The organism is Stenotrophomonas sp. (assembly GCF_032066555.1).
Taxonomy (GTDB): Bacteria; Pseudomonadota; Gammaproteobacteria; order Xanthomonadales; family Xanthomonadaceae; genus Stenotrophomonas.
The window spans coordinates 12,531-25,472 of sequence record NZ_DAMBKV010000010.1 but is presented as its reverse complement, the minus strand read 5'-3'; the positions used below and the strand labels follow the sequence as shown (position 1 = coordinate 25,472).

Annotated in this window: 11 protein-coding genes; 1 reads left to right on the top strand and 10 read right to left on the bottom strand. The window is 60.2% G+C overall.

All coding sequences use genetic code 11. The annotated features are described in order from the left end of the window. Nucleotides 1-219: 219 nt before the first annotated feature. Nucleotides 220-1,077 carry a polyamine aminopropyltransferase gene (speE, locus tag RT131_RS12610; protein ID WP_282267936.1) on the bottom strand — a complete coding sequence of 286 codons (858 nt, stop codon included), beginning with the start codon at nt 1,075-1,077 and terminating at the stop codon, nt 220-222. 234 nt (nt 1,078-1,311) lie between these two features. Between speE and speA the strand changes: the two genes are divergently transcribed. Beyond that, nucleotides 1,312-3,201 (top strand): arginine decarboxylase, encoded by a 1,890-nt coding sequence (gene speA / locus RT131_RS12605; RefSeq protein WP_313173156.1) that lies wholly within the window; start codon nt 1,312-1,314, stop codon nt 3,199-3,201. 564 nt (nt 3,202-3,765) lie between these two features. On the opposite strand, the gene RT131_RS12600 is transcribed toward speA, so the two are convergent. The 9 genes from RT131_RS12600 to RT131_RS12560 form a co-directional block, all read right to left on the bottom strand. Continuing rightward, nucleotides 3,766-4,173: a hypothetical protein gene (locus RT131_RS12600; RefSeq protein ID WP_313173155.1), complete on the bottom strand. Its 408-nt coding sequence runs from the start codon at nt 4,171-4,173 to the stop codon at nt 3,766-3,768. Beyond that, nucleotides 4,170-4,568, bottom strand: coding sequence for a hypothetical protein (locus RT131_RS12595; RefSeq protein ID WP_313173154.1), 399 nt, complete (start codon nt 4,566-4,568; stop codon nt 4,170-4,172). Before RT131_RS12595 ends, RT131_RS12600 begins: the two co-directional genes overlap by 4 nt. A 91-nt stretch (nt 4,569-4,659) precedes the next feature. Continuing rightward, the gene (locus tag RT131_RS12590; protein WP_313173153.1) at nt 4,660-5,307 is read right to left on the bottom strand and encodes an OmpA family protein; all 648 of its coding nucleotides are present in this window, start codon (nt 5,305-5,307) and stop codon (nt 4,660-4,662) included. Beyond that, on the bottom strand, nt 5,304-6,956 hold the full coding sequence (locus RT131_RS12585) for a hypothetical protein (protein WP_313173152.1): 1,653 nt from the start codon (nt 6,954-6,956) through the stop codon (nt 5,304-5,306). Before RT131_RS12585 ends, RT131_RS12590 begins: the two co-directional genes overlap by 4 nt. Then, entirely contained in the window at nt 6,956-8,239 is a 1,284-nt protein-coding gene (locus tag RT131_RS12580; protein ID WP_313173151.1) for a hypothetical protein, read from the bottom strand. The genes RT131_RS12585 and RT131_RS12580 overlap by 1 nt, the downstream gene beginning before the upstream one ends. A 35-nt stretch (nt 8,240-8,274) precedes the next feature. Next, nucleotides 8,275-9,069, bottom strand: coding sequence for an ATP-binding protein (locus tag RT131_RS12575; protein WP_313173150.1), 795 nt, complete (start codon nt 9,067-9,069; stop codon nt 8,275-8,277). A gap of 206 nt (nt 9,070-9,275) precedes the next feature. Further along, nucleotides 9,276-10,283 carry a WYL domain-containing protein gene (locus RT131_RS12570; RefSeq protein WP_313173149.1) on the bottom strand — a complete coding sequence of 336 codons (1,008 nt, stop codon included), beginning with the start codon at nt 10,281-10,283 and terminating at the stop codon, nt 9,276-9,278. A gap of 139 nt (nt 10,284-10,422) precedes the next feature. Next, on the bottom strand, nt 10,423-11,112 hold the full coding sequence (locus RT131_RS12565; RefSeq protein WP_313173148.1) for a HEPN domain-containing protein: 690 nt from the start codon (nt 11,110-11,112) through the stop codon (nt 10,423-10,425). A gap of 260 nt (nt 11,113-11,372) precedes the next feature. Continuing rightward, the gene (locus tag RT131_RS12560) at nt 11,373-12,122 is read right to left on the bottom strand and encodes an SDR family NAD(P)-dependent oxidoreductase (RefSeq protein WP_313173147.1); all 750 of its coding nucleotides are present in this window, start codon (nt 12,120-12,122) and stop codon (nt 11,373-11,375) included. Between the last annotated feature and the right edge of the window lie 820 nt (nt 12,123-12,942).

The window sequence follows — 12,942 nt, the reverse complement described above, 5'->3', positions numbered from 1 at the left end:
CGGTCTAACGAGCCCTGGACGGGCGGGGATGTGTGGCAATTATAAAACTGCACAGTCCATGAATTGCTGAATGTAAAAAAAATGTAGGAGTCAGGCGCCGGAAAGGATTGTTGCGGCCATGTGAATGATGAGAGCCCGCCTGTCTGCGTCCTCGCCGGAAAACGAAAAACCCCGCGCCATTGCCGGCGCGGGGTTGGGTTCACGGCGCTGGCAGGGGGCTTATTCGCCCAGTGCCTTGGCCACGAACGGCGGGCTGACCAGCACGCCGGTGTGCAGTGGGGCAGTGTAGTACAGGGTGTCGAACGGCTTGGCGGCCGAATCGGCCTCGCGGAAGCCAAAGCCGAAACCGGCCTGCTTGCTGGCCACGGTCACCGACCACCAGCCGGTCGGGTAGCACGGCTGCGGGAACGGCAGGGTCTTGAACGACTGGAAGCCGGCCTTGCCCATTTCCGAACGCATGTCCTTGATCAGCTCCAGGAGGGCCAGCGGCGACTCGCTCTGCTGCACCAGCAGGCCGTCGTCCTTCAGGGCGCGGAAGCAGCTTTCGAAGAAGGCCTTGTTGAACAGGCCTTCGGCCGGGCCGACCGGGTCGGTGGAGTCGACGATCACCACGTCCACGCTGCCCGGGGCGCAGTTGGCCATATAGGCCACGCCGTCGTCGAACAGCAGCTCGGCGCGGGCGTCACCGTTGGATTCGCACAGTTCCGGGAAGTACTTCTCGGCCATGCGGGTGACCTGCTCGTCGATGTCGCACTGGGTGGCGCTCTCCACGCCCGGGTGCTTGAGCACCTCGCGCAGGGTGCCGCAGTCGCCGCCGCCGATGATCACCACGCGCTTGGGCGCCGGGTGGGTGAACAGCACCGGGTGGCTGATCATCTCGTGGTAGAAGAAATTGTCCTTGGTGGTCAGCATCATGGCGCCGTCGATGACCATCAGCTTGCCCCAGTCGGTGCTGTCATAGATCTCGATCTTCTGGAACGGCGACTGCACCTCGTCCAGCTTGCCGGTGATGCGGAAACCAATAGCCGAACCGGTCGGCTGGAAGTGTTCGATGAACCAGTTTTCGTTGGAGGTCATGATGATTCCTGGGTGCTGGGGCTGTCCTTCTCCCACCGGGAGAAGCTGCCCCGAAGGGGCGGATGAGGGTAAGGGCGAAGCCTGTCACAGTCAGGTTTCACGCTTGCCCTCACCCCCGACCCCTCTCCCGGGGGGAGAGGGGAGGTAGTGAGGGCGCGGATTGTAACGGACCCTTGCCCCGCTAGCGTTAGAATGCGCGTCCTTATTTATCCACAGCTGAGAGTTGCTACGCCGATGAGCGATTGGTCCCTCGAACAGGCCCGCAAGACCTATTCGATTCCGCACTGGTCTGATGGTTATTTCGACGTCGATGCCGCCGGGCACGTCGTGGTCCGTCCCGCAGGCGCCCAGGGCGCGGCGGTGTCGTTGCCGCAGGTTGTCGATTCGGCGCGTGCCGCCGGCGCCAAGCTGCCGTTGCTGGTGCGCTTCCCGGACATCCTCGGCCAGCGCCTGGGCAAGCTGCAGGCAGCTTTCGCCCAAGCCCAGTCCGACTGGGACTACGCTGGTGGCTATACCGCGGTCTACCCGATCAAGGTGAACCAGCACCGTGGCGTGGCCGGCACCCTGGCCAGCCACCACGGCGAAGGCTTCGGCCTGGAAGCCGGTTCCAAGCCGGAGCTGATGGCGGTGCTGGCGCTGAGCCGGCCGGGCGGGCTGATCGTCTGCAACGGCTACAAGGACCGCGAGTACATCCGCCTGGCCCTGATCGGCCGCAAGCTCGGCCTGCAGACCTATATCGTCATCGAGAAGCCGTCCGAGCTGAAGCTGGTGCTGGAGGAATCCAAGGCACTGGACGTGAAGCCGGGCCTCGGCGTGCGCATGCGCCTGGCCTCGCTGGGCGCCGGCAAGTGGCAGAACAGCGGTGGCGACAAGGCCAAGTTCGGCCTGTCCCCGCGCCAGCTGCTGGACCTGTGGAAGGCGCTACGTGACACCGAGTACGCCGATTGCCTGAATCTGCTGCATTTCCACATGGGCAGCCAGATCAGCAATGTGCGCGACATCGCCAACGGCATGCGCGAGGCCACCCGTTACTTCGTCGAGCTGTCGCAGCTGGGCGCGAAGATCAGCCACGTCGATGTCGGCGGCGGCCTGGGTATCGATTACGAAGGCACCCGTTCGCGCAGCTACTGCTCGATCAACTACGGCCTCAATGCCTACGCCAGCAACATCGTGCAGCCGCTGGCCGAAGCCTGCGAAGAGCATGCGTTGACGCCGCCGCGCATCATCACCGAATGCGGCCGCGCGATGACCGCGCACCATGCGGTGCTGATCGCCAACGTGTCGGAGGTTGAGCAGGCAGCCGAAGGCCGCGTGCCGGAAGCGCATGACGACGAGCCGGCGGCGATCCGCCACCTGCGCGAGATCCACGAGGAACTAGACCAGCGCCCGGCGGTGGAACTGTTCCAGGAAGCCCAGCATTTCCACGCCGAGGGCCTGAGTGCCTATGCACTGGGCCAGATCGACCTGCCGCAGCGTGCGCGCATCGACGACCTGTTCTACGCCATCGCCAACGGCGTGCGCGCGCGCCTGAGTTACGACGAAAAGAGCCATCGCCCGGCGTTGGACGAATTGAATGATCGTCTGGTCGACAAGTACTTCGTCAACTTCAGCGTGTTCGAGTCGATCCCCGATGCCTGGGCAATCGACCAGGTGTTCCCGATCGTGCCGATCGAGCGCTTGAACGAGCGTCCCGAGCGTCGCGGCGTGATCGCCGACATGACCTGCGATTCCGATGGCATGGTCAAGACCTACGTCGAGAACGAAAGCCTGGACAGCTCGCTGCCGCTGCACGCGGTGCGTCACGGCGAGAGTTACCGCATCGGCTTCTTCCTGGTCGGCGCCTACCAGGAAATCCTCGGCGACATCCACAACCTGTTCGGCGACACCGACGCGGTGGAAGTGGTGGTCGAAGACGATGGCTACGTGATCACCCAGCAGCGTCGCGGCGACACCACCGACGTGATGCTGGACTACGTGGGTTACAGCCTGGCCGACCTGCGTGCGGCCTACCGCAAGCGCGTGGCCGATGCCCAGCTGCCGGCCGCCCGCGCCGCCGAGCTGGATGCAGCGTTGGAAGCTGGCCTGACCGGCTACACCTACCTGTCGGACGAACCGCTGGGCTGAAGCCAGCGTGGTCTAGAGCCCCTCTCCCGCACGCGGGAGAGGGGTTGGGGTGAGGGCAGGCTATCCGCCACTCCCACCTCAATCATCTGCGAACAAGCGCCCATCGCCATGCGCCTTGTCCAAGTAAGCGGCCAGGCCCAACAGTGCGAAGCCGTACACAACGACGCTACCTACGATCTTGAACATGCGTATCTCCTGGTGTGAAAGACCGGGCGCAAGGAACGCCGCAGCCTGAGTGCAATACTGCGCTGCGCAAGCGACAAAGCGTGTCGCCAGCGCACAAGTCCATCAGCTACCGCGAACGATTCTGGCAAGGCGAGCGGCTGCGAGATCCAGCGGTCCGGCACGTCGTTCTTGCAACGTATCCTCGCGCCCGCAGTTGGGGCAGGAAGAGAAACGGCTGAACCCTGGAAGGCGCCAGTCGCCCACTTGCATCGGCAACGTCTTCTTCCAATTGCAGTTGCGGCAGTAGAAAGTGATTGGCGGGGTGGGAATGGCCAATGAACGCTCCTGACTGCGCCGAGATTGGCGCGTGCTTGGTTTGTTGTGCTTGCTCTGGGCGCATCAGCGCCAGCCCATGGCCTTGCGCAGCGCCGCATTGCTGATGGCGGTGTCAACGCCCTCATCGAAGCTGATCTCAAAATCGGCTTCATCGTCCTGAATCAGATAGACGTCGTACTCGATTTCCTGTGAGACCGGCTTTGCGTTGCTACCAGCCAAACTGATCTCAAGCGTCGCCGCACATTCGTAGCGGTCGACATCCTTGTCATGGCCTACGGTCTGGATGCTGCGCACGCGGTAGTCCACCAATGGCCGCAATTCCTTGCCATGGGCAGATCTTTCAAACGCCTCCTCGATTATGTCGCCCAGCAGGTCCTGACTGTCGCCGCTACTGCATCCTGGCGTGCCCGTGCACCCACTGAGCGCCAGCAGCAAGCCGAAGGCGCCAACGGAACGAATAATGCGGATCAAGGCGTCGCCTCCGGCGTGCTGGTGGAATTGTCGCTAGATGCGGCCGCCTCGGCATCGATGATCGGCAACTGAGTGGCGAAGAAGTTGGCGGCCACCAGCGCGTTGACCAGGATGTAGCTGCAGAGCCCAACCTGTAGCCAGGCGTTGATTGAGAAGGCCAGTACCAAGCCAATAGCAGCCAGTACGGCGGTGACAACGAAGTTGACACCACCGGCCTTGCGCGAGCGTGCCAAGGCCGCCGCCTGCCGCCACCAGAAACCTTGCTTGTAGCGCCGGCCCTTGGCAATGCCAAGGTTGTAGCGCTGCACGTTGATGCCGCGGATGAAGGCGTAGATCTGCAGCGGCAGGATGACGAACAGATTGAACAGGAAAAACAGGACGGCAAGGGCTTCCATCAGAGTACCCCTTTTGAAGGGCAGCCGGAGCGGCTGCGTCAGGTCAATGATGGGGGCGCGTGGCGACAGATTGTGTCGCCACGCTTCTTCCCTAATCAGAAGTTCCATCCATAGTGAATAGAACCTCGACACGACGGTTACGCGAATCGGACGGGGAAATATTCGGCAAGGGGCGTGAGTCGCCATACCCTGCTACAACTATGCGTCTTGCCAATGTGGCTTCAAGAGTTCCAAGCATCGCTTTACGCGCTTCACGAGAGCGTGCTGCTGAGAGCGTGTAATTGTCGTCGTAAACTGTGCAGAAACGAACGTAGTCGATGACTGGACGTTTGACTGGTGCATTGTCGGTATAGCCTTCAACGAAGATTCGGCCTGAAGGATTGTCACGTAAAAACCTACCGACCTGCTCTTCAACCGCTCCCACTGCAATTGCGGCTGTCGAAGTCACACAGGCGCTTCCTTGCGCGAAGACACCATCGCGCAGGGTGATACGGCGACTTGGCACATCCACGCTGATCAGATGGCTGGCACCCTGCTCACCTAGCGTGTTTTGCACTTTCTTGAGTAGCTCGGTTACCGGACTACCGCTGATCGTATCCAGCGCGGCCAGGTCGCGCTGGTGTTGAGCTTCGGCAAACTTGCGCTGCAGCACGACTACCGCCAGCATTAGCATCACCACAGCAAGTACTCCGGCCATCAGATCGGAGATGGCTACCCATTCGTTGGGCTTATCCTTCATCCCGCCAGCTCCGCCTCATCCTTGGGGAGGGGTCTAACAATGCCTTGCATCAGACCGCGCAATGCTTCCAAGCTATGGGTCTGGCGTTGCAGCAGGTCTTGGCTGTCCTTGTGAGCTCTGACTACGGCATCGGAGCCCCTCGCGACCTCCTCACGCAGCTGCTCTCCCTCACTACCATCGCGATCCAGACGGAGCACTAGTTGTTGTAATGAGGCAACTACTCGCGACATGTTGGCCTGTGAATCCTTCACTGGGTCCACTAGTGCTGCCATTTGCAGGTTGCTCTTGGCCACCGAACGCAGGCTGTCGCTGAGCGTTGCGCTGATGGCAGCGATGGAGTTGGTGGTGTCCTGCACCATCTCCTGCACGTCGCCCATTGCGTTGCGCACATCGCCCATCACCTTGTTCTGGCTTTCCGAAGCAGCGGCCATGCTGGTGGTCACTTGCTTCAGCGTATCTCCGGTGTTGGTCGAGAATGTATCCAGCGACTTCTGCAACGTACTGGCCGTGCCGTCCAGCAGGGTCGCCATGGTGCCGAGATTATCGCGTAGCGAGCGGTCCATGCTCCCAATGGTGGTACCTAGGTTGCCCTCGATGGTCCCCAGCGTCTCACGTACGCCGATGTCAAAAGAAGTAATCACCGCCGACATTTCGTCAGCAGCACCGTTCATATTGGAAGCTGCCTCAGACATCGTGTCAGCGCTGCGCTTAATCGAGTCGCTGAAAACCTCCTGCGAAGCGGTGAACGTCTGCAGGATCTGTTGGGTATTCAAAGCGATATCGTTGCCTTGGCCCAGCTGCCTTCGAAGATCTTCCAGCGCGCCCGTCAGCTGAGCACCCAACTGAAGGACGCTCGCGCTGTTGGCTTGCAATCGAAGAGTGCGATCGTGCTCTAGCGCCGCACTGAGCTGCTGCCCATAGGTCTGGCCAAGCGCCAGCAAGGCCTGTTGCATCGCGGTGGCCATGTCCTCATGGTGCTGCAGACGCAGCCCGCGGTCCTGCTGCAGCCGCTGTTCCAGTGAGTCATCGATGTGTACGGCTAAGTCAACCAAGGCCGCCTGCATACGCTGGTTGCGCTGCTCCTCCTGTTGCTTGCCGATCTGTCTGGCCCTGTCCATCTCCTGTTTCATGCGGGCAATCACCCACTGCTGGCGGTTGGTGTCGCGGCCCATGCTAGCTAGTGCCAGCTTCACCAGTAGGAAGCCAAGAATTCCCCAAGTTGACGTTTTGAACTTAGTGCCCAGCCCTCCCATCATTTCCAGCAGATCATTCATGCCGCCATCTAGCGCATTCTGCGCATTGGCGTTGGTCAGGATCGAGGAGGCACTGTCCAACGCAATGCCGAGGCCAACGAATGTACCCAAAAGGCCGAAGATCAATAGCAGGCCGGGTACGATCTCGGCGTACTTTTCCGGCTTGGTAGCCACTGCATCGCAGACATCGTTGAACGAGCCATGATCAACATCTAGTGCCAGCCCCGCAGTGCCACGGCCGGTGCCTTCCCAGTTGGCTTCCCAGTTCGCTTGACGCGCGGTACGCCATACCCCAATGATTGTTAGCAAGGCGGCGCAGAGGATGATGGCAAAGAATCCTAACTGGAATGGTTCGCTCCAGTCCGGGGTAATGAAGTGCACGACATGGTCGAGCATCAGGCGCTGACCTCAACCAGTCGCTGCACGCGCTGCAGGCACTCTTCCTCGAAGATGTTGGCAAAGTCAATAATCAGGTCCTGCTCTTCGGTGCTGAATTGCTCCCAGCGCTTACCCTGCTCCGCGCCTTGAATGATCAGCTCACCCACTTGCTGCCCCGTGCCGATCAGATAGCCCATGCCGGTGGCTTCCAGTTCTTCGGCGGATTTCTCCAGAACCTGCAGGAAGCCTTCTGCGGCATGCAAATAGTGGGAAAGCGCCAGCTTTTCTGCACTGATCGTTTCGAATGCTTTGCGGTCCAGCGGTAGGGACTTACGCAGGTCGTTAAGCATCGCTTGTTCTTCATCGCTCAATCGACCATCGATCGATACCGAAAGATCGGATTCCAGCCGGCGCAGAAGGACCTGCTTCTGAGCTACCTGCTTGCTTAGTACCTTCCACTGCTCGTTCAGCACCTCGTTGCGCATGTGCCAGGCAGGAAGAAGCTCCTCGAAGGCGAACGGCAGCAGGCCGCAGTTATAGCGGCGCTGTAGCAGCTGATCCAGCGTCTGTGCGTCAGTTTCTGAAAGTGTGGGGGCGGGCGCTAGTAGATCAGCTGCCACACGCACAAGGAAGATATCGTCGGCCGAAACCAAGGCCTCCTCATTCAGTTTCGCGAAGCGGATATTGGCCTCCTTCAGGAGTTTTTGAGTGGCACGCAGGCGCAGGAAGTGGTCCACGTCGACAACCTCGCCACTTTTTACCAGCGCATTGATGTTGTGCTGCGCCAGCACCAGGTCGTTGATCATGGCCACTACCGAAATTGAGTAGGCCTGCTCACCGCTGAAGCTGCCTTGAGCATCACGGAAGGACTGCTGGTACTGCTCCGCATGCGCGCGCTCTGCGTCATTCAGTTCTACTTGCGCACCTTCTTCCATCGCGGCGTTCAGGCGCTTAGCCTGCTCCACGATCCATGTCACTGCCTTGTCCAGCCACTGCAACACCGGAGATTTTTCCAGTGCAAGCAGCCCATCGATGAGCACCGCGACTTTCTTGATCAGCGGATGCGCCATCCCGGCCTTGTGCAGCCAGGTCGTCGCATGCGCCACGTAAGGACGTGCGGCCTTCCACAGGTCCTTGGCCTTGGCAACGGTGCTTTCCCCATGATTGGCAACCCATGTGACTACTTTGGCCGCAGTCCTTTTGATGGCAGCCCAGGTGGATTGGGCTACGCTGGTTGCTGCGCTGGCGGCCTTGCTGACGAAGTTGCTGGTAGCGGAGAGTAGATTACTGAACCATCCCATATCGGTTTTCCTTCAGGTATCAAAAGGGGGCGTGCTTAGACGCCAAGAAGATCGCGTGCAGCCTGTACCGTTCCCTGCGTCGCAGCGCTGTGCGAAGGGGGACGGCCGACCTGCTGCTGAGAGCTCTGCACATCGGTGATGGCCTGATGAAGGTTCTGCCAGCTCAGCCGTGCGAGCGCGGGCTGGCTATCTGCCTCAAGCAGTGCCTTGGGTAGCGCCAGCCGTAGACATGTGCGGATATCTCGGCCCGAAAGCCCTCGCGATGCCTCAGAGGCCTGCTCCAGTAAGGTGGCACGCTCGGTGGCGAGCGGGATGCCTGGCACCAGCATGCGGTCCCACAGCGCACTGCGCGCGAGTTTGTCCGGCAGGTCGAAATGGATGTGGTAGCTGATGCGGCTGCGGAATGCTTCGTCGTAGTTGCGAGCGAAGTTGCTTGCGAACACTACGATGCCTTCGAAACGCTCCAATTCGATCAATAGGGTTGAGCGCATTGCGTTTATTTCGTTGTCCACACCTTGAGTTACGTTGGACAAACGTGCCCCTAGCAGGGTGTCAGCCTCATCGAAGAACAACAGTGAATTATTCTCGCGTGCAAGGTTGAACGCGGCTTGGATGTTGTGCGCGGTTTCACCTAGATAGCGGCTTTCCAGCTCGGCAATGCCAATGTGATGAAAGTCCAGTCCCAATGTTCCGGCCAATGCCTCGGCAGCCATGGTTTTTCCCGTACCAGGCGGTCCATGGAAATTTATTACGCTGCTGCGGCCCAGTGGGTCAACCGCGGCGAAGCCCCAGTCGCTGTAGATCGTGCGGTGATGGCGGATGCGTGCCAAACATTCTTGTAGTTTCAGGCGCGCCTGAGCCCCCAATATCACGTCCCTTTCGAGGGTGAATCGGGGGGCGCGAGCAATTGGCAAGAGATGTGCGTGTTTTGCTTGAGACGGCGATGAGCGAGAAGAGCTAGTCATAGTTGCTTTTCTTGAAATTCTTGCTGGGTAGTTCAGAGCTCTGGTCAATTGAGTGGGTATGAAATCGGTTGTCAGTACAATTCGAGCAACTGCAGGGCTCCTTCTTTTATTTCGCTGACAAAGCGACTAGGTTGGTGCACTTTCAATTTGTTTCCTATGCTGGACAGCCACCAAAGAGTCTCTCGGTCATCCGGGACACTTGCCTTTAGCCGTAGCCAGTCGCTGTCCGGCAATGACTCCAGGATCTGGTCTTCGCTTAGTGGGGTTTCGCGCAATATCCATGCAGTATCTGGATGCAGATCTGCTACCAGTTCCACGGTGCCCGTGCCCTGTCTTGGGGTAAATGCTGCCGTTGGTAGGTAGGCATCCATGTCGAAATCGTCGTCGTGTGCCGAAAGGCTCAGTACTTCGGCGCGCTGGATACGGTGCAAGGCGAAGTGACGCAAGTCGATGTAGTCACCGACGCTGGCGATCAGGTAGCTGGTCGGGCCGCGCGACGCCAGGCCTTTCGGATGCAGAGTCATGGCTTTGACTTCGCCCTTGACCCGGCTGAGGTAGTCGACCTGCAGCTGGCGCTGTTCCAGCAGGGCGGTCGCCACGTTCTCCCATACAGCACCATCAACGCTGGCGGGTAATAGTGCTTTGCCATTGGGCAGACTGCGTACGCGTTCTGCCCAGCGGGTAAGCGGATTGTGTTGCAGCGATTGCAGATGGTTGCGGGCGGTTGCGAACTGCGGTTCCAGCAGCGCCAGTACGCCGGGTGGCAGCAGGTGTTTAAGGTGACCCTCTGCCAGGTTCATAGCGAGCGCTGCTGCGGTATCAGTGGCCGGTAGGCTGATCTGCGCTTGGCTGTCGAAGCTCCAGCGATACGTCTGTCCATCGTCCTGGCAGATCAACGGAAAACGTGTGCTGAGCTTTTCGCCCAAATCGCGTTGCAACGTTCGAGCGGTGACAGAGAAACCGCGTTGTTCAAGCGCTGTCTTGAGCTCTTGTACCGAGCTGCTCTTGGGATAACGCGGGATCAGCCCAAGAAGGACGAGGCATCGGACAAGGGGATCTTTGGGGTCTTTCTTGGACATGGCGTATGGCAGGTGATCAATCCGGGGTTGCGGGTGAACCGCCCATGGCAGCGTGCGGTCTGGGTGACGAGCGGACGTTAATTAGTTGGTGCGTCGGTTTCTGTCGCGGTCGTCGCGTCTTGCCAGCACCGATACCTATTTAATGGCGATGCGTTTCCCGAGAGACGCCCAGACGCTGCGGCACAATGGGGTAGGCGATGGCGTCATCTTCGAATGCATCGGTCTCCATCATCACAGTGATGATGGCTGGCACCAGTGCGCCGAGCAGGTTGTTGCCATCGCGGAGCTGGTCGCGGTTGATGTTGCTTTTCCACGTTGCCCCGCCGTGCACGAGCTGGTTGCGTAGCACATAGAGGCGGTCCAGCACGATGCTCAATAGTTCGGCGAGACGGTTTTCGAGCAAGGCGCCCATCGCTGCTTTGCGGCTGGCCTCGAACTGGATTTTCCAACGATCGCTGGAATCATGGTCGCGCAGTGCATTCCAGAACGGCGCGTAGACGTAGCGGTTATCGATCAGCAGGCGGATCGGTCCGGAGAACTGTTTGAACAACAAGGCGTGGAAGCATTGTTGGGTATCTGAGCTGACCAACCGCGTTACAAAGTCAGCAACGTGTTGGCGTTCGCTCTGTTCGTTTGGGAATTCGCCGGCGTATGCCGCGTTGAAGGCGATCCACAATTGAACGAAACGGGTGTCATTGTCATGCCGGTTGCTTTCCGCAGCGGCCAACCAGCTGATAGCGCGATGCAGGCGAATCGCCAGTGCCTCGCTTTGCGTGTTCCTTATTGCGCGATGGCGCTCGCGCAGTGCACTCGCTGTTCCGACTTCCATGAGGCGGCTTGCTTCCCTGTTCCTTGCTGCAACTTACCGTCTGATCAACCCCCGACCGGACCCCCTGATGATGAAGATGGCGTGAAAAAATGTATTTGGCAATACACAAGCCTCATCGGCGTGCACACGAAATACTTGAGTTGTCTGGGCGGGAAACGGGTAATTGACCGACGCCGGATATGAAAACGCCCCGAAGGGTTCAGCTTCAGGGCGTCTTTGGTTTATGAGGTGCAGAATTGTTGCGGTGCAGTATGTGTGAATCAACCGCGATGCACTTGGAACCCGGCAAACGACTGGCTCACCGGCATCAACTCGATGCGGTTGACATTGAGGTGTGCCGGCAGGCTGGCCACCCAGAAAATCTGCTCGGCAATGTCTTCGGCGGTCATCGGATTGGCGCCGCCGTACAGCTGGTCCGATGCGGCCTGGTTGCCATGCGTGCGCACCAGGGTGAATTCGGTTTCGGCCATGCCAGGTTCGATCGCGGTCACGCGCACGCCGGTGCCGTGCAGGTCCGAGCGCAGGCCCAGCGAGAACTGGCTGACAAAGGCCTTGGTGCCGCCGTAGGCATTGCCGCCCGGGTAGGGATACAGCGCGGCGGTGGAGCTGATGTTGATGATGGCGCCGCGCCGCTCGACCAGCTTGGGCAGCAGGTGATGGGTCAGCGTGACCAGCGCGGTGATGTTGGTATCGATCATGGTGCGCCAGTCTTCCAGGCTGGCGTGCTGGGCTGCGGCGGTGCCCTGGGCAAGGCCGGCGTTGTTGACCAGCAGGTCGATGTCGCGGAAGGCAGGCGGCAGGGCGGCCAGCGCGGCCTCCATCGCGGCGGCGTCGCGGATGTCGAAGGCGGCGGCGTGGATCTTGTCGGCGCCGAATTCTTCGACCAGCGGCTGCAGGCGCTCGGCGCGGCGACCGGTGGCGATCACTTTCCAGCCGGCCGCAGCAAAGCGACGGACGGCGGCGGCGCCGAAGCCGGAGGTGGCGCCGGTGATCAAAGCGGTCTTGGACATTGCGGAATCCTTGGGGCAGGGGAGTGAATTTTCGCACTGTGGCGGCGGAAGCGGGAGAAGGAATGGGGCAACGCCAAGCCTCATCTGTAGTGCCGAGCCATGCTCGGCAGGGGCTTTATCGGTAAAACCCAAAGCTCCCCTCATCCGCCCCTTCGGGGCACCTTCTCCCGTAAACGGGAGAAGGGAAAGCCAAGGCCAAGGCCAAGGCGCCCTCATCCCAACCCTTCTCCCGCAGGCGGGAGAAGGGCTAAAGCCACAGCAGCGGCCAAAGCGAAAGCCAAAGCCAAAGCCAAAGCCAAAGCCAAAGCCAAAGCCAAAGCCAAAGCCAAAGCACCCCTCCCCAACCCTCCCCAACCCTCCCCTTGGCTGCGCCAAAGGGAGGGGGCAGATTGCGGCATCTGTCAGTTCGCAGTGCGGCCGCGCTTCGCTCCCTCCCTTGCGCCGCAGGCGCAGGGGAGGGTTGGGGAGGGGTGCTTTTTGCAGGGAAATGAACCTCGCAAACAGACAAACTCAAGCAAGCGGACGAGCAAAGCCCCGGGTGCGCTGCGCTTACCCGGGCTACAAGTGCACAAACAAAAGCCCCGACATCAACCGATATCGGGGCTAGAAAGTTCCAAAGGCACTACCCGCGAACCTACAGTCGTAATAGCCCCCTTTAGTTAAGGGGGCGCGCCGACAGGCGCGGGGATATGGAAGGACAGGGAGTGGGGCCCAAGGTTTGCAGCGCAAACCCTTGGGGTGAAGCCGCCGTAGGCGGTTTCACTTCCCCCTTTAGTTAAGGGGGCGCGCCGACAGGCGCGGGGATATGGAAGGACAGGGA

Coding starts and splice junctions, on each gene's coding strand:
- speE (WP_282267936.1), bottom strand. CDS start 1,077: ATGACCTCCAACGAAAACTGGTTCATCGAACACTTCCAGCCGACCGGT.
- speA (WP_313173156.1), top strand. CDS start 1,312: ATGAGCGATTGGTCCCTCGAACAGGCCCGCAAGACCTATTCGATTCCG.
- RT131_RS12595 (WP_313173154.1), bottom strand. CDS start 4,568: ATGGAAGCCCTTGCCGTCCTGTTTTTCCTGTTCAATCTGTTCGTCATC.
- RT131_RS12590 (WP_313173153.1), bottom strand. CDS start 5,307: ATGAAGGATAAGCCCAACGAATGGGTAGCCATCTCCGATCTGATGGCC.
- RT131_RS12585 (WP_313173152.1), bottom strand. CDS start 6,956: ATGCTCGACCATGTCGTGCACTTCATTACCCCGGACTGGAGCGAACCA.
- RT131_RS12580 (WP_313173151.1), bottom strand. CDS start 8,239: ATGGGATGGTTCAGTAATCTACTCTCCGCTACCAGCAACTTCGTCAGC.
- RT131_RS12570 (WP_313173149.1), bottom strand. CDS start 10,283: ATGTCCAAGAAAGACCCCAAAGATCCCCTTGTCCGATGCCTCGTCCTT.
- RT131_RS12565 (WP_313173148.1), bottom strand. CDS start 11,112: ATGGAAGTCGGAACAGCGAGTGCACTGCGCGAGCGCCATCGCGCAATA.
- RT131_RS12560 (WP_313173147.1), bottom strand. CDS start 12,122: ATGTCCAAGACCGCTTTGATCACCGGCGCCACCTCCGGCTTCGGCGCC.